18 protein-coding genes are annotated in these 16,400 nt (G+C 61.4%); 11 read left to right on the top strand and 7 right to left on the bottom strand.

Annotated features, from left to right (window positions below):
- Positions 1-60 precede the first annotated feature (60 nt).
- From Q5701_RS20635 to Q5701_RS20600, 8 genes are all read left to right on the top strand, one after another.
- On the top strand, positions 61-1,257 hold the full coding sequence (locus Q5701_RS20635; RefSeq protein ID WP_306752814.1) for a tyrosine-type recombinase/integrase: 1,197 nt from the start codon (positions 61-63) through the stop codon (positions 1,255-1,257).
- A complete protein-coding gene (locus tag Q5701_RS20630; protein WP_306752813.1) occupies positions 1,206-1,784 on the top strand; it encodes a hypothetical protein in 579 nt (192 codons plus the stop codon). Before Q5701_RS20635 ends, Q5701_RS20630 begins: the two co-directional genes overlap by 52 nt.
- Positions 1,785-1,799: 15 nt before the next feature.
- On the top strand, positions 1,800-1,988 hold the full coding sequence (locus Q5701_RS20625) for a hypothetical protein (RefSeq protein ID WP_306752812.1): 189 nt from the start codon (positions 1,800-1,802) through the stop codon (positions 1,986-1,988).
- 103 nt (positions 1,989-2,091) lie between these two features.
- On the top strand, positions 2,092-2,274 hold the full coding sequence (locus Q5701_RS20620; RefSeq protein WP_306752811.1) for a helix-turn-helix transcriptional regulator: 183 nt from the start codon (positions 2,092-2,094) through the stop codon (positions 2,272-2,274).
- A gap of 105 nt (positions 2,275-2,379) precedes the next feature.
- Positions 2,380-2,676 (top strand): hypothetical protein, encoded by a 297-nt coding sequence (locus Q5701_RS20615; protein WP_306752810.1) that lies wholly within the window; start codon positions 2,380-2,382, stop codon positions 2,674-2,676.
- Positions 2,677-2,767: 91 nt separating this feature from the next.
- Complete coding sequence (locus tag Q5701_RS20610; protein ID WP_306752809.1) at positions 2,768-3,034, top strand: hypothetical protein; 267 nt, start codon at positions 2,768-2,770, stop codon at positions 3,032-3,034.
- Entirely contained in the window at positions 3,024-3,428 is a 405-nt protein-coding gene (locus Q5701_RS20605) for a helix-turn-helix domain-containing protein (protein ID WP_306752808.1), read from the top strand. The genes Q5701_RS20610 and Q5701_RS20605 overlap by 11 nt, the downstream gene beginning before the upstream one ends.
- A gap of 196 nt (positions 3,429-3,624) precedes the next feature.
- Positions 3,625-4,173 carry a hypothetical protein gene (locus Q5701_RS20600; protein WP_306752807.1) on the top strand — a complete coding sequence of 183 codons (549 nt, stop codon included), beginning with the start codon at positions 3,625-3,627 and terminating at the stop codon, positions 4,171-4,173.
- Positions 4,174-4,431: 258 nt separating this feature from the next.
- On the opposite strand, the gene Q5701_RS20595 is transcribed toward Q5701_RS20600, so the two are convergent.
- The gene (locus Q5701_RS20595) at positions 4,432-4,974 is read right to left on the bottom strand and encodes a hypothetical protein (protein WP_306752806.1); all 543 of its coding nucleotides are present in this window, start codon (positions 4,972-4,974) and stop codon (positions 4,432-4,434) included.
- A gap of 311 nt (positions 4,975-5,285) precedes the next feature.
- The gene (locus tag Q5701_RS20590; RefSeq protein ID WP_306752805.1) at positions 5,286-5,894 is read right to left on the bottom strand and encodes a VPLPA-CTERM sorting domain-containing protein; all 609 of its coding nucleotides are present in this window, start codon (positions 5,892-5,894) and stop codon (positions 5,286-5,288) included.
- A gap of 869 nt (positions 5,895-6,763) precedes the next feature.
- Here Q5701_RS20590 and tnpA point away from each other — a divergent pair.
- From tnpA to tnpC, 3 genes are all read left to right on the top strand, one after another.
- Positions 6,764-7,171 carry an IS66-like element accessory protein TnpA gene (tnpA, locus tag Q5701_RS20585; protein WP_306752804.1) on the top strand — a complete coding sequence of 136 codons (408 nt, stop codon included), beginning with the start codon at positions 6,764-6,766 and terminating at the stop codon, positions 7,169-7,171.
- Positions 7,168-7,515, top strand: a complete 348-nt coding sequence (gene tnpB / locus Q5701_RS20580; protein WP_306752395.1) for an IS66 family insertion sequence element accessory protein TnpB — start codon at positions 7,168-7,170, stop codon at positions 7,513-7,515. Before tnpA ends, tnpB begins: the two co-directional genes overlap by 4 nt.
- Positions 7,516-7,673: 158 nt before the next feature.
- Positions 7,674-9,200 (top strand): IS66 family transposase, encoded by a 1,527-nt coding sequence (gene tnpC / locus Q5701_RS20575; protein WP_306752803.1) that lies wholly within the window; start codon positions 7,674-7,676, stop codon positions 9,198-9,200.
- Between the two features lie 65 nt (positions 9,201-9,265).
- Here the strand turns inward: tnpC and Q5701_RS20570 are convergent, their stop codons facing one another.
- The 5 genes from Q5701_RS20570 to Q5701_RS20550 form a co-directional block, all read right to left on the bottom strand.
- Positions 9,266-9,565: a CHAT domain-containing protein gene (locus tag Q5701_RS20570; protein ID WP_306752802.1), complete on the bottom strand. Its 300-nt coding sequence runs from the start codon at positions 9,563-9,565 to the stop codon at positions 9,266-9,268.
- A 214-nt stretch (positions 9,566-9,779) separates the two neighbouring features.
- Positions 9,780-12,392: an AMP-binding protein gene (locus Q5701_RS20565; protein WP_306752801.1), complete on the bottom strand. Its 2,613-nt coding sequence runs from the start codon at positions 12,390-12,392 to the stop codon at positions 9,780-9,782.
- 453 nt (positions 12,393-12,845) lie between these two features.
- The gene (locus Q5701_RS20560; protein ID WP_306752800.1) at positions 12,846-14,747 is read right to left on the bottom strand and encodes a glycoside hydrolase family 15 protein; all 1,902 of its coding nucleotides are present in this window, start codon (positions 14,745-14,747) and stop codon (positions 12,846-12,848) included.
- Entirely contained in the window at positions 14,734-15,507 is a 774-nt protein-coding gene (locus Q5701_RS20555) for a glucose 1-dehydrogenase (protein ID WP_306752799.1), read from the bottom strand. Before Q5701_RS20555 ends, Q5701_RS20560 begins: the two co-directional genes overlap by 14 nt.
- Positions 15,508-15,813: 306 nt before the next feature.
- Positions 15,814-16,266: a DUF2238 domain-containing protein gene (locus Q5701_RS20550; protein WP_507185104.1), complete on the bottom strand. Its 453-nt coding sequence runs from the start codon at positions 16,264-16,266 to the stop codon at positions 15,814-15,816.
- Positions 16,267-16,400: the final 134 nt, after the last annotated feature.

Here is a 16,400-nt window from a genome sequence, read left to right as displayed (position 1 = left end):
TACCGTCCGGCATAGTCCACCCTGTTCCCCGCTATATTGGGGGAAGGCAGGGGGGAAGCTATGGCAAGTCACCTGACGCGTAGGCCCGAAAAGGCGCTGACCGCCCAGGCGGTGAAAGCCGCCACAGCACCGGGCAAGTATTTCGATGGGCATGGCCTCTATCTACGGGTCGATGGGAACGGGTCGCGCTTCTGGGTGCAGCGCATCACCATTCGCGGGAAGCGGTGCGAACTTGGCTTGGGGGCGCCGTCGCTGGTGTCGCTGGCCGAGGCGCGGGCAAGGGCGCTGGAGAACCGCAAGCTGGCCCGGATGGGCGCCGACCCCTTGCAAGCCAAGCGCGAGGCGCAGGCGGTGCTGACCTTCGAGGAAGCCACCCGCAAGGTTCATGCGCTGCACAAGCCGACCTGGAGGAACGAAAAGCACGCGGCGCAATTTCTCGCCACGCTGGAAACTTATGCCTTCCCCCGGCTGGGCAAGTTGAAGGTGCAAGACATTTCCACCGCCGATGTTCTGGCCGTCCTCATGCCGATCTGGACGCAAATACCGGAAACCGCCCGCCGCGTGCGCCAGCGCATCGGCGCGGTGATGAAATGGGCGATTGCGCAGGGCTGGCGGCAAGACAATCCCGCCGAGAACATCAGCCGGGCGCTTCCCAAGGTTTCCAAGGCGCAGGACCATCGCAAGGCGCTGCCCTATGCCGAGGTGGCAGGCTGCATTGCGGCAGTGCAGGCATCGGGCGCGGGGCTTGCCACGAAACTGGCGCTGGAGTTTCTGGTGCTGACCGCCGCGCGGTCGGGTGAGGTGCGGGAAGCGCGCTGGGATGAAATGGACCTCGCCGCCGAGGTTTGGGAAATCCCCTCGCAACGCATGAAGATGAAACGCCCGCATCGGGTGCCGCTATCTCCGCGCGCCATCGCCATTCTCAAGCAGGCCAAGTCTCTGGACGATGGATCCGGGCTGGTGTTCCCCGGCACCAAGAAAGGGCGCCCGCTGTCCGACATGACGCTGTCCAAGCTGGTCAAGGAATTGGGCTTTGCCGCCGATGTTCATGGCTTCCGCACGTCCTTCCGCACCTGGGCGCAGGAACGCACGTCCTATCCCCGCGAGGTAGCAGAGGCTGCGCTGGCGCACTTAACGGGCGATGCGGTGGAGCGGGCTTATGCGCGCAGCGACGTGTTCGACAAGCGGCGCAAGATGATGGGCGCGTGGTCGGCGTTCTTGGCGCAGGACAGCGCCAATGTCGTGAGGATCGGGTGATGGGGTGGTGTCCTGTTGACCACTTCTCGATAGTGGAGTTGGTAGAGAAATGCGAAATTGCATCAAATATCATTGTCCGGGAAATGCAGGAACTGGCTGATATCTTTCCAGCCAATGAAGACAAGTCCGACGATGCAAGCATCCCCACATGGGACCTTCAGTTCGTTGTTCATGGAAAACTCATCGAAAATTTTTTGCATTTTAACGCTAACAAAGCCGTAGCGTGTTCGCCTTCAGGACAACTTTTCAGAATAAGTCGCGTGCTGATGCGGCCACCTATATACAATCACTGGTATTCTTATGAGGAGCGCTTCCGACGACATCCTGACCTTCTCTACGTCGATATCACGGTAGGATTAGTCGATCTGCATGGTGTGGCAACACGAATGGATCGTTGGAGTGAATTTATCGATGGCCAGCGCTGGCAGGAGGAGGCGCTTTCACTCTTTTCCCACCTAGATGGCTGGAGCGTCTGCTTTCGCGCCGATGAGGTCAACATTTCAGAGGATGCTCTTGTTAAGCTGTAGACCCCCAATATTCCGGTGAAGGTTACCACGGCAGGGAGGCCGTTAATTGCGCCAGATGCAGCGAAACGATACCTAGCACTTTATCCACATGGCCACGAAGTCAAAAATAAAATCTGGAAAGAAATCGAAGATGAATTGGGTGTCAGTCAAAAGACGATCAAGGCTGGTTTGGTGATGCTGAAGGAAAAAATAAGGAAAGAATGAGGGAGAAACGCCGTCACAATACTTTCCATTTATACCATTTTGATATGCCGTAACTTTTCGCCATCTTCCTCTGTGTCCCAGCGCTATCCAGAGGAAAGCCGACATGGCAGAAAAGCACCTTCGCCGCCGCGCCGTTGAAGAAATCACCGGCCTGAGCCGAAGCACGATCTACGACATGATGGGCAAGGGGCAGTTTCCGCGCCCCGTCAAGCTGACCGGAAAGGCGGTCGGCTGGCCCGAAAGCGCCATCTCCGACTGGCTAAACAGCCGCAGCACCGCCGCATAAGCAAGCCGCCACCCTGGGTTTCGGGGCAGCGGCTTGTGTTTCGGTCTAGTGGTATTCCGAACATAGCGCCCAGCGCCCCGGCCCGCAATCATAGAGGCCGAGACATTGGCACAGTCTGAACACTGGTATTCTAATCCGACGCAGGTCTTCTGGTGCTGCGATGCACTGACACGCGGGCGCACCATCTCGCACAAGACGGAAATCCGCGAGGTGAACGGCTGGCGGCTGGGGGCAATCATCCACCGCCTCAAGACCGCCTATGGCTGGCCGATCCTGGCGGAGCGGCGCGGGTCTGAGAACGTCGCGCATTACCGACTGGCCCCCGGCACCGATCTGGCCCGGCTGCGCTTCCCACCCAGCGCCCAGGCATTGGCCGACAGGCTGGCAGGGGGTGAGGCATGACCGCCTTTCGCATTGCCTTTCTGCGCGCCCGCTATGGCCTGTCGCCCGAACGTGCGGCGCTGGTCGCTCACATGGCCTGGGGGGAACTAAAATGACCCCAGCGCGGCACGATACGCCGCGCGGCTGGGTGGAGGTGCGCGCTGTCATGGCGCGCACCGGCCACGGCTTTGCGGTCTATGACCTGACCGAAACCGGCGACCGCGCCCGGCTGGTCTATCGGTCGGCCAACCGATCCGAGGCGCTGGCATGGGCGCTGCGCTGGTCGGTGCTGACCGGGCGGCGGCTGGACTGTCCAGAGGTGTTCCATGCCGCCAGCGGGCGCCTGCGGGGCGCTGTGGGGGTGCCGCGTGGCGGCTAGGCGATACAAGCACCACAAGCGCGGCACGGGGCGCTTTGTGCAGCTTATGGAATACATGCAGGCCAGCGAGGCATGGGCGACCATGCAGCCCGGCCCACGTGCGCTTTATGTCGAGTTGAAGCGGCGCTTTACCGGCACGAACAACGGCAGCCTTTACCTGTCGCATCGTGACGCGGCCCAAGCGCTGAACGTGACCCGAAACACCGTTGCGCGCTGGTTTCACGACCTGGAAGCGCGCGGCTTCATCCGCAAGACCTGCGACCATCACCTTGGCCCGTCCGGTATCGGGCAGGCCAGCACCTACGCCCTGGAGGAAGAACAATGCGACGGCAAACCGGCCACAAAAGCCTACATGTCCTGGCGGGCAAAAACAGAAGCCCCGCGCAAAATTTGAGCAAGGCGGCGCAATATTTGAGCCGCTTTAGCGCTGCGACCAGCCCAAAAGGCACGAAGCGGCGCAATATTTGGGCCGCTTTGGGCGGTTTTCGTGCCAGTTGCGGCGCAAAATCTGAGCCATATCTACATCTAAGCCATAGGCTGTCGTTTCAATCGGTGCGGCCGGGGGTGACAAGGCAAGGCGAGTTGCGGCGATGACCAAGCAACGACACAAGCCCCCAGCGCCTGCCGAGGCAAGCCGCCGCGCTGGTCCGTCCGTCGCGCTGCATTGGGATGCCGGCGACGCGCTAAGGATCGAGATAGCGGGCGACTATGGCCGGATCAACCATGGGGCAGGCGATGCCCAGGTGGCGGATGGGCTGGTGAAGCAAGTCGCCGTTCTAGGCTCGCACGGCCAGCGCATAGATGCTGCTGCCTCCAGCTTTGCGCTGGGGTTTGTTGATAGCATGGCCCCGCGCGATGCGGCGGAAACCCTGCTCTTGGCCCAGATGGCGGCAATTCATCAGGCCACCATGATGATGGCGCGGCGGCTGAACCACGTCGAGAACTTGCGCCAGCAGGACGCCGCCGAACGGGCGTTGAACAAGCTGGCCCGGACCTACAGCGCCCAGATGGACAGCTTGAAGCGGTATCGCAGCAAGGGGCAGCAAATCGTCCGGGTGGAGCGGGTGAACGTCGAAAACGGCGGGCAAGCGGTTGTCGGCCATGTGCAGCACGGGGGGCGGGCGGATGGGCAAGAGTGACGCTAACCCCATAAGCCGCGCCAACGCCGCGCCCAGGTGCCACGCCACGGCCAAGCGCACCGGCCAACCCTGTCGCGCCCCGGCAGTCTCCGGATGGGGCGTCTGCCGAGTGCATGGCGCGGGCGGCGGGCAACCGCCCGGCCCCGCGCATCCGAACTGGCGGCACGGTGGACGGTCGCGCGAGGCGGTGACGTTGCGCGCGCAAATTGGCGCGCTTGTCAGGGAATGCTGTGACTACCTACCAAACTTGGAATGAAACTACGTGCGGCGGCGCCTTCGCATCATAGCGAGGGCGCCCAGACCCATTGGCAACAGGGCAGCAGTCGCTGGCAGTGGGACGGGGGCTAGTTCAATCGGAGTGAATACCCCTTCCACTCCAACGGAGAAAGGGTAGTCGTCATCACGATAGAACAGCTCTCCTATCCCATCCTGAAATGTAATCCGATAGTCCCAGAACGGGAATTCCTCCCGGTAAACCTTATCCTCATCTTCTTGGATGAAATATCCGAGCTCATAGCTGATGCCTTGCGTCAGGAAGGAAATCAACCCTTCGGCAAACGGAACACCCGAGGGAGAGGCTATCGGATCGGGCAGGGTCAAAACACCTGTCATCAAAGTAAACAGGGGCATCCCCATAAAGTCGGTGACGACTGGTTCAACCTCATCGGAACAGTCGCCGCCTGTCTCGCAAAACAGTTCTAGCGACGTAATTTCAAACGTCACATCGAGCGTTGCCGCCTCCGCAGCCTGCCCCACCCCAACTGCCACCGCAGCAGCCGCGCACAATGCTCTGATATCCATAATTCACCCTTGAAAACCGAATCACCGTCACGATGCGCGGCTGACGAAATGATCAGCATCACGGCGGCGTGAGTCTCGGAGAATAATCACGCACATAATCAATCTGCACGCGAAAACTCTTCCATTACAAAGGCGTAGCCCAGTATTATAAACACAAATTGCAATGCAGGAGCCGTCGCCCATCAAGGACGAGCGCTCGAAGTTTGGTTGCTAAAATGCCAAAGGCGGGTGCTACTACAGCCACCCGCCTCCGTATGCGCAAGCCAAGGCGCATCTGCACTGCGTCAAGCGTCGTGTTAGAGAGCCTGCGCTCAAGATGCCTTCGGGCGCCGCCGCCGCACCAGCGCGAGAGCGCCAAGCCCCATGGGCAGAAGGGCTGCGGTAGCTGGCAGGGGGACGGGAGCCATATCTACCACCGTGAACTTGGTTTCTCGAAAATCTGCCCAGCCATAGTAACCCTCACCTGAAAATGAAACACCTGACGATGCCTGGCCGTTCCAGTCGGAAAAGGAGAAGGATACGCCAATCGCTGCCGGTGCGGAGAATGCCAACTGTCTGTATTCATCACTGAAGGAAAGAGGGCTTTCCTGAAACGAATAATAGTCATCTTTTGATACACCGCAGTCAAATCCTGCGAGTTCGCAAGACACAACATCGGTGCCGTCTGTCACGACGCGAAGGCGATATACTTTGTCGGAACGCAGCCCGGGAGTTTGCAGGGGCAGCTGAAAGTCCGGCCCTTCCGCGTTGAGGCTGTCGAAGTAGTAATCGCTCAGGCCTCCGTCGTCATCTTGTGTGATGACAGTGACATCATAGAGCGTCGTCGAATCATACGAAACACCGTAGTTATAGACCGCTGCCTCTGCTTGTCCCACGCTAACCGCCACAGCAGCCCCCGCGCATAATGCTCTGATACTCAATGTAGACTCCTACCTGAACTGACGAATCAAGAGCCATTTCACGGCCCTGTGAGGATATGGCATGGTGGAAGCCCGCACGTCCCGGTGAAAGCGGCGCAGGTTGGCAACCATAGAGCGAGGATTGTCATTCAGGGTCGGTGAGCAAGGAAAGATGCCGCCTCCACCGCCCTGCTGAACCGGCTTTGTACAGGCCGCCGTGCAAGGCGGCGTCCCTACCGGATGGCCTCGACGCGGGAGTCTAAGAATGAATTACCCCCGACGGGTCGGCAGCAGAAACCGGAGGCTTTAAGATGGACGGGGAGGGGCGGGCGGAAAGTGAGACGCGACGTCCCCAAGGACCGGCGCCATCGGAACGTGCGCGTATCCTCAATTCAGATAAAGCGGGGGGGGTTGGTCTAATCTCAGCAATCGATCGCAAACGGGACCGGTAGCATCACCCGCTTTCGCTAAACCGTGACAAATTTTCCTGCTGCCCGCAGCAAGGAGGCGCCGAAATCAAAGGTCGCAACAAAATCTCGGCATGAGAAGGCGACGGGTCGGCGGCTTTGGCGTCATAGGAAAACTGGACTGGCCCCCTGCCCTTACTGTTACTTGCCCTGCATGTTCCAGCATGAAAAGGGGGAAGCCATGGGGGAAGAACGCGGGCTCAAAGTGAATATTATCGCCGTTATCAATCACATAGCAGGATGATATGGCGGAGGGAATGGGCCTACCGTCGAACCTTCTCTGGCGATAATGAGGCGATGCTACGACTGGGTCCAGGCGCCTGATTTGTTCCTGGAGGGTATCCGTCCGGTGTGCCTGCTCTGACGGTGAAAGCCGGCGGTTGATAATGTCCATGTTCAATAGTGGACATCTTGAGGCACTCGATGGCGGGCAGGAAGGGGCAGAAGAAGCGGTTCTGGTCTGGTGAGGAGAAACGCTCGATCTGCATGCAGACACGGGCGTCCGGCGTATCTGTTGCACAGGTGGCGCGGCGCTATTCGATGAACTCGAACCTGCTTTTCACCTGGCTGCGGGACTCGCGGTTTTCTCCCGGGGGCGCCAAGTCCCCCGACGGTGTCCACGATGGCACTCTCTTCCTGCCGGTGGAAATCTCCGCTTCGGCTACCGCCTCACATTCGACGAATGGCGTCGCTGGGACACACCGATCAGTGGAAGCCCAGCCGCTTGCGCATCGCGTCGACATCACGCTTTCCGACGGCCGGCGGATCCTGGTGGAAGGCCCGACGAGCCTGGCGGCGGTTCTGGGGCTGGTTCAGGGGCTGCTGCCATGATCCCTGTGCCGAGCAACACGCGGATCTGGCTGGCGGCCGGCGTCACGGACATGCGGCGGGGGTTCAACACGCTGGCGGCGCAGGCCGAGAAGGTTTTGGAGGAGGATCCCTATTCCGGTCATCTGTTTGTGTTCCGCGGTCGTCGGGGTGATCTTTTGAAGATCATTTGGTGGGATTCGCAGGGCGGATGTCTCTTTTTGAAGCGTCTCGAGCGTGGGCGCTTTGTCTGGCCTGCCGCCAAGGAAGGGAAAGTCAGTCTCAGCCCCGCTCAGCTCTCCATGCTCGTGGAAGGGATCGACTGGCGAATGCCCCAAAAGACATGGCGCCCCACGCAGACAGGATAGGATATTAAACACGCCATTACAGCGGTTTATCGTTTCTTTGGAGCGATAGGGCGGGTATGGTTTTGGCATGTTGGAAAGCCTTGATCCCCTGCCTGACGACTCCCAAGACCTGAAGGGCTTGGTCACGCTGATGGGCGAGGAAATCAAATGGTTTTGGCATGTTGGAAAGCCTTGATCCCCTGCCTGACGACTCCCAAGACCTGAAGGGCTTGGTCACGCTGATGGGCGAGGAAATCAAAGCGCTGACGCTGAAGATCGAAGATCTGCGAGGACAGCTCGCAGGCCATCGCAAAGCGCGCTTCGGGTCGAAATCCGAAAGCCTCCAGCAGCTGGCCTTCGATCTGCAGGAGGACAAGGAGATCGCGGCAGCGGCCTCGGCCCAGCAGGATGAAACCGGCCAGGATGAAGGAGCCGGCAACGACAAGCGGCGGAAACGCCAGCACAGTCGAGCACCGCTTCCCGATCACCTGGAACGACAAGCCGAGTTGCTGTCGCCAGGTGAGGCCTGCCCCTCATGCGGTGGAGCTCTGCGCGTGCTTGGCCAGGACGTGACACAGGAGCTTGAATACATTCCCGGGCGCTTTGTCGTCCGCGAGATCATTCGCCCGCGCACAGCCTGCTCCTGTTGTGAGCGCTTTGCGCAAGCACCATTGCCAAGCCGTCCCATCAACCGCGGTCGCGCGGGTCCCGGTCTGCTGGCGCATGTGCTGGTTGGCAAGTATTGCGACCATCTTCCGCTCTCCCCGCACTCCGAGATCTACGCCCGCGAGAAGATCGATCTGCATCGTTCGACGCTGACCGACTGGGTCGGCCGCTCGACCGCCTTGCTTGCGCCGCTGGCCGATCACATCGGCAAGCTGGTGCGCGCGGGTCCGGCTTTGTTCGCCGATGACACGCCGGTCAAGATGCAGAGGTCGGGCAAGACCGGAAAGGCCCATACCGCACGGCTGTGGAGCTATGTTCGCGATGAACGAGCATGGTGCGGGCAAGCACCGCCTTGTGCCTGGTATCAGTTCAGCACGGACCGCAAGGGCGCCCACCCCGCGACCCACATCAAGGGCTACACAGGCATCGTGCATGCAGACGGGTTCACCGGCTTCAACGGACTGTTCGGCCCGGGCCTGGCCAGCGAGCAGGCCTGCATGGTCCATGTCCGCCGCAAGTTCGTGGATGCCTTCGAACGCGAGGGATCGGCCATCGCCAGGGAAACCATCGAACGGATCGCCCGGCTCTATGCCGTCGAAAAGGAAGCGCGATACAGGACGCCAGAAGAGCGTGTCACTCTGAGACAGACGCGGGCAAAGCCCATCTTCGACGAGCTGGAAACCTGGCTGGCGCTGCAACTGCCGAAAATATCGGGCAAGACCAAGCTGGCGGAAGCCATTCGTTACGCGCTTGGCCGCATGCCAAAGGCGCGAGCCTATCTCGAAAACGGCCAGTTGGAGCTGGATAACAACATTTGCGAGCGGTCGATCAGGCCTGTGACTCTCGGAAGAAAAAACTACCTCTTCATGGGTTCAGAAGGCGGCGGCAAGGCCGCAGCCATTGCCTACACGCTTATCGAAACCTGCCGGATGAACGGCGCCGACCCCGAGGCATGGCTGACCTGGGTGCTGACCCACATCGCCGATCACAAGATCAATCGCATCGACGAACTCCTGCCCTGGAATTGGCAGAAAACCTGAAAATCAACGGCAGTCACGCCGGACGGATACCCTGGAGGTAACTGCGCATCGCCGCTGTGGGCCGATCACCGCTCCGGGTGGCCCTTATCATAGAAGTCATAAGCCAATTTATGAGCTCCTTCGCCGACGAGGGAGAACGGTGCCCAGATGGAGGGATGCGGGTTGTCCTCCTGGCGAGGGTCATCCATTAGGTCAACCATGGCGCGGCGAAGCGCCTCGGAGCGGCCCATAGTTGGTTCAGGCATGAGCCATATTCTGAGAAGGCAGTCGTCCGCACCGGCCAGCGGTTCTCGACATAAGACCAGCAAAGCCAATGCGGGTTTGCAGAGGGGGACCAAGCCGGTGTCGGGCGCTTCCTTCACCATCAGAACAGCAGTGGCGTCGGCATACCCAGGTCAGTCATGCCAGTTCCCGTCCGTCGGACGTCTTTCGGATCACGGGCGCCGCACGACCGGGAGAGTCGTCGAGGCTCGGCTCGAGGTCGCCAAGGCTATCCCGCATGGCTTACGCCATCGCTTGGATCACCTGCGGCTTGGTGTGCAGGATATACAAGTTGGCAGAACTGCCTTCCCTACCTTGCTATCCGACGGGGGTCCTCGACTGAGCACTCTCCCCAGGATGCGGACGAGAGGCGCGCGCTTCGCTGGGAGCAAGCCCGTTCGCCGAAGGCACAGCCCATGACAATGATCCAATACTCTGCAGGCGCGACGCGAGCGATACAAGCCCCGGCTGCAGCCATGCAGCCAGCAGGCCCAAAGCGATGCCCCCAGCAATGGCGATGAAGTTCGCGGCATTCGCAGTCCAATCAACTCCGGACAGCGGCATCAGCACTTCGGGGACGACGCGGTGCAGCAGGTAGATCGGGAAGGCCGCCCGCGCCAGATACATCACGCTCCGAACCAGAAAACGGGGCGCAGGAATATGCGCCACATAGAGCAGCACGACAACCAGGCCCAAGAGGCTGAGATACTTGATCCAGCTGCCATACCAGTTGCCACCAAGCCAAGCGGCCCCTGGCAGGACCACGCTGGCAGCAATCACAACCAACAGACGCTGGCGACCATCTGTTGCGGTGGCGATGCACCAGCCCACGGCAAAAAGATAGAAGACCCAGGGGACAGAGAACTGGGTCCGTCCGTTTGGCAGTGGCCAGAACTCCGGCAGTGTGACACGGAACAGTACACCCAGGCCTAGCAGGCACAGCCCAACCGCAAAGGGCGCGCGGCTCAGAAAGTCACGCGCAGGACATATAAAGAAAAAACCCAGCAAAAGCAGGTTCATCTGTACGTAGGCTTCGACAAACCAATAAAGATAGGGCAGCATCAGATGCGTCTCGGGCGTGGTGAGCGCCATGTTTCCCACGAGAAATACCGAAGCCCAGGGCACCTGCTGCCATGCCAGTGAATACCCCGCCACGATCAGCCCATAGGGCAGCAAGACGCCCAACATGGGCGCGAGGAAGCGCCAAGCATCCCTTGTGCTGAGTGCTTCACGCCGGTGCTGGGCGACGCTCATCCCCAGCAGGACAACCATGGCCGCCGCGCCGCCATAGACGGGCCACAAGGTCTGGTGCGAGACGACCACTGCCAAGATCGCCAAGGCCCGCGCCAGGAGAGGCATAGGCAAACGGCTGTCTTGGGGGGCTGGGCGCTGTTCCAAGGCGGCGATGCTCAGTTGCTCCCACCGTTCGGGCAAGCCACCCAGGTGACGGTCAAGCTGCAGCGAGATCTCCACATGCCGCAGCGAGTCGCCCCCGAGACCGGTGAAGCTGTCTTCGGGGCGCACTGGATGTGGGGCGAAGCTGCGGGCAAAGATATCATGCACTGTGCCGCCCCCTCTCGGGGCTGCCAGCCGTCGCAGGGCTGGATAGTCGATCTTGCCGTTGGGATGGCGCGGGAATTCTGGACAGGCGAGCGCCGCGATATGTTGCGGGCGAATGCCTGCCAACCTTGCCGTCAAGGCGATTAGCTCGCCAGACGGGTCAGGGCTGGCTACGCAGATCGTGGCGTCATCGCCCCAAACAGCAACGTCGTGCCCAGCCTCGGCCAGGGCACGTTCCAACGCGTCGTGACCGATGCGCAATCCGGCGATCTTGGACATGCGCGACCGTCGTCCGACGATCCGGTAAAGCCCATCAGCGCCGCGTCGGGCGAGGTCGCCCGTGGCAAGTTCGCTTACCTCTGGCCCACGTGCCAGGTCCTCGGCCGTGTCGGCATAGCCCATCATCACGTTCGGGCCCCGGTAAACCAGTTCCCCTTCCGCCTCCGGATCGGTCAATGTCCGACCCGCCTCATCGCACAGCGACAGGGCGCCGCCAGGAATTGCTTGCCCGATCGCGTCCGGCGCCACCCGCGCCCGCCCGGGCGGCAGCCAAGCAATGCGCGCCGTTGCCTCGGTTTGCCCATACATGACCACGAAGCGGCCATCCCGTGCGTCCATGACCTTTGCCCAGTGCCGCACCGCCCCCGGCTTCATCGCGCCGCCAGCGACGGTCAGGCAGGTCACGCAGTTGGGTAGGTCTCTGTCCAGGTCAATGCTTTCCAGCAAGGAAAAGTGGTGCGGCACCCCCGCAAGGCTCGTGGCCCCTGAGGCGGCCAGTGCCGCAGGAAAACCCGGATCAAGCACCGCGCGATCGGCGAGCCAGAGGCTTGCGCCACGCGCCAGATGCGAATGCAGGACCGACAGGCCATACGAATAATGCAGCGGCAGGATCAGCGCGGCCCGGTCCTGCGGTCCGATCTGCAGATAATTGCCAATTGCCTGGGCGTTGGCATCAAGGGCCGTCGCAGACAGGCGCACGCCACGCCCCTGCCCCGTGCTGCCCGAAGTCTGCAAAAGCAGCGACAGATCCTCGTGAAGAGGCGCCGGGTGTTCGTGAAACAGCAGTCGCCAGCGATCTCCGATCCGGCGGTAGCTGGCGCGCGGGCGGAACCGCTGTTCCAGGCGCCGCGCGCTATCTGGCTGGTCCTGCGGCAAAGGCAGAACGGCATGGCCAGCAGACAAGGCCCCGACATAGGCAGCGATAGCGGTCGGAGTCGAGGCCATCTCGATAGCAATCAGGCCACGAGAACCCGGAATGCGTTGCGCGAACCGCTGGGCCGCAGCGGCGAGGTTGCCATAGCTCAGAACACGGTCACCGTGGACCAGGCAGGGATTGTCTGCAAACACGGCCAGATGAGAAAGGGTGAACACAGGGAATGGCCTCCAGACGATGCCGCGCCCCTACGGATGCCGAGTTTTTAAGTCAACCATTTTGCAGCGCCCTGCTGCGCTGTCTCGGAAGTCTGGTGCAGGCTGTTGGCGGGACCTGCCTGCCCTAAGACAGAGACCCCTTTTCTAGCTTTTACAAAATCCTGGCCAAGCGCGGAAGCATCTGCACAGCTTGCACCCACTCGTAAGCGTATTTATCCATGTGCGAGTCTTTATTCGATTCGCATTCCGTTCTGCTTTCGGTTTTGGTCATGGAACCATTCTCGACGGCGGTGTCTATTGGGTTCCCCTTCATAGCTGTGTGAGCTATGCGGGAATTTGGGTGAGGCGGCCTAATTAAGCGGCGCGGTTTTCGGCGCCCCTTGCGGCGACCTTCCCGGATGGGGCTGCCGTCTATTTGATCCTGCGCTTGCGCCTTGGAGCAGCAAAGGCTTTTTACCCCTGTTGTCGCTCGGGCATGATAGGTTTCCTGAGGCGGTCACTATCCTGGCGATCGCAGGCCGGGCGGTCCGTCCGGTCTGCGCGCTGCTCTGCGGGTCCCTGGGTAGCGATCAGGTTATGTGCGGCGTTCACAAGTCCCACATGCGAAAACGCCTGCGGGAAGTTGCCCAGCTGCCGCTTCCCGCGCGGGTCGTATTCCTCGGCGAGCAGCCCCACATCGTTGCGCAGGGACAGCAGGCGCTCGAATAGAGCCTCCGCTTCTTCCAGCCGCCCGATCATTGTCAGGGCGTCGACAAGCCAGAAGCTGCAGACGAGGAACGTGCCTTCCGCCCCCCTGAGGCCGTCAGGAGTGTCGTCCGGCCGATAGCGGAGAACCAGCCCGTCCTCCACCAGCTCCCGCTGGACCGCTTCGACGGTGGCGATGACGCGGGCATCCTCTGGCGGCAGGAACCCGACGGACGGGATGAGCAGCAGCGAGGCATCAAGGGCCTCTCCACCATAGTATTGAACAAAGCTGTTCTGTTTGGCACTCCAGCCGTTGGAAAGGATGTCGTTGCGGATCGTGTCGCGCAGTGTCCGCCAGCGGTCCACCGGGCCGGAAAGTCCGAAATCCTCCACCGCCTTGATGCCGCGGTCATAGGCAACCCAGGCCATGAGACGCGAATGGGTGAAGTGCCGCCGCCCGCCTCGCACCTCCCAGATGCCTTCGTCAGGCTCGTTCCACTTTCCCTCGAGATCGGCAAGCAACAGCTTCTGGAAGCGCCAGCTTGCCTCGGATGGTTCAAGCATGAACTTTCGCCCGACATGAAGGGCATCCATGAGTTCGCCATAAACATCGATCTGCAATTGATCGTAGGCGGCGTTGCCGACCCGCACGGGCTTTGAACCCTCGTATCCGGGCAGCCACGGCAGCTCGGTCTCGGTCAGCCGCCGCTCCCCCGCAAGCCCATACATGATCTGCAGCTGCTTCGGGTGGCCGGCGGCGGCGCGAAGCAGCCATTCCCGCCAGTCCCGGGCCTCGGACCTGTAGCCGGAACTCACCAGGGCCAGCAGCGTCAGCGTGGCATCGCGGATCCAGCAATACCGGTAATCCCAGTTGCGCTCGCCGCCGATCGTTTCCGGCAAGGATGTGGTCGCCGCCGCAACAATGCCGCCGGTCGGCTGAAACGTGAGTGCCTTGAGCGTGATGAGCGAGCGTGTGACAGCCTCGTGCCAGGGGTGCTGTTTTTCGAGGGCAAAGGTGCAAGCGCCGGACCATTCCTGCCACCATCTTTCCGTCTCGTGCAACTGCGCCGCCGGGTCCCACCGGCGGGATGCCGGCAGATAGGACGGGTGCCAGCTCAGCGTGAAGGGCACCTCGGCGCCAGCTCCGATGCTGAAGGTTGCAACCGTGTGCATGTCCTTTCCCTGCAGGCCGACCGGAGTGGACAGTTCCACCGCATCCGGTCCTGCCACGGCGCGCAACCCATGATCGGTCCGGCGCACCCAGGGGGTGGTTCGGCCGTAATCGAACCGCAGAACCAGGTCCATGTCCATCTCGACCCGGCCCCACTCGCCGCGCACGATACGGACCAGATCGACATGGTCCTCGTCCTCGGCCAGCGGCATGAAGTCGATGATCGTCACCGCCCCTTCCGGTGTTTCGAAGCTGGTTTCCAGAATGGTCGTGCCCGGACGATAGCGGCGGCTCACATGCAGGATCTTGCCTGCCGGTGCGATCTTCCAGCGGCCGTGTTCCTGTGTGCCAAGAAGGGCTGCGAAGCAGGCGTCCGAGTCGAAGCGCGGAAGGCAAAGCCAGTCTATGGAGCCATCGCGCGCAACCAACGCACAGGACAACATGTTGCCGATAAAACCATAATCCTCGATTGGACGGCTCATGCGCTTATCCTGCGCCACGAAAGGCGGGGTAGAGCATCATGCCGCCATCCACCACAAGCGTGGTGCCCGTGACGTAGTCGGAAAGGTCCGACGCGAGAAAAAGCACCCCGTTCGCAATATCCTGTGACTGGCCGATGCGCCCGTATGGGATCAGCTTGAGAAGCTCGTCCAGTGCCTCGGGTTCGTCCCAGGCAGCACGGTTGATGGCCGTCTGGATCGCCCCCGGTGCAATGGCATTGACCCGGATACGGTGGATCGCCAGCTCCTGTGCGAGGGACTGCATGAGCAGCATCACACCGCCCTTGGACGCAGCATAGTTTGCCTCCAACGCCCAGGGGATTTCTTGATGAACCGAACTCATGCAGATGATCTTCCCCGTGGCCGACGAGACTTGAGGTTGCGGGCCGCGCCGCAGGAACTCGCGGACTGCGGCTCGGGCGCAAAGAAACTGGCCGTCAAGGTTGACCGCCATCACCTTGCGCCATTGTTCGAATGTCATGTCCTGAAAGGGCGCGCCCGATTGGATCCCGGCATTGTTGACCAGGATGTGGACGGTTCCAAAGCGCCTGCAGGCTTCGGCAAACATCGCCTCGACGTGATCGCCTTGACTGACATCTGCAGCAAAGGAAAAAGCCTGGCCGCCCTCGGTCTCCAGTTCCTTGACAAGTTCCCTTGCATCATCCTCATCGCCGGGAAGATGGTTGACAACAACGCGGCACCCGGCCTTGACCAAGGCCAGCGCGCAACCCCGTCCGATGCCGGAGGCTGCGCCAGTCACAATCGCAACCTGACCTGCCAGGCCAAAGCATTCGTAAGCCTTTGAAGCTGCTGTTTCCAAGACATACTCCCGACTGTCGGAGACTCACTTGCAACCCAAGTGGAGCGGGATCTGCGCCGTGCCGGTCATGGGGCGAACGCTCCTGCCATGCCAGGGTTCCCGGTCCTTTCCAGAGCCCACGCCTCGTGCTGGCTTGCTGAGCCGAATGGGTTGGTTGCAACCAGCCACCTTCCTGTTCAGAGGGAGCGGCCCGCCAGGGGCGAGATGCGACAGCATCAGACCCCCCTTTCCGGCAGTTGTGACAGATCACCTCCTGAAGGGACCCCTCGCAGCCGCTGGACCCGGCACTAGAAACCGCGGGGCCAGGGAGGCGGCAAGGACGGCACCGAGCGTATCCATGACGATGTCGATGACGGTGTCATGCTTGCCCTTGATGACATCGCCCGGCGCCAACTGGTCGAAGCCCCATTCGGCAACCTCCCACCAGGCGCCGATGGCGACGCCGAGGCTGGCAACCAGCAGGATGAAGAGCAGGGGCTGCCCTGGGCGCAGGACCGGCGGGCAGACGAAAAGCGCAAGCCACAGCGTCAGCGCGAAAAGCGTGGCGGCATGCAGCACCCGGTCAAACCACCAGAACGCGGCATAAAGGTCGAAGGCGTAGCCCGCCACATTGGCCGCAAGCAGAAGCGCCGCGAAGCCCCAGGCTATGGTACGTCCCTGCGCAGTGGCGTGCATTCGTATTCCCCTGTTTCGAGGCACCAGACAAGCGGCGCCCAAGTCGATGTCCAAGCCGTGACGGCGCGTGACGTTCTTGCGCTTCTCTGGTTTGCGAACCCGTCCAGAGTCCCGGCCCCCCTTTGGGTCATCTTCGCCAGCATGCGCTTGCCGGTCAT

The organism is Paracoccus actinidiae, assembly GCF_030863885.1.
In the GTDB taxonomy this organism is placed as follows: Bacteria; Pseudomonadota; Alphaproteobacteria; order Rhodobacterales; family Rhodobacteraceae; genus Paracoccus; species Paracoccus everestensis.
Note: the sequence above shows the minus strand (reverse complement) of the source record. Positions and strands in the feature narration are given on the sequence as shown.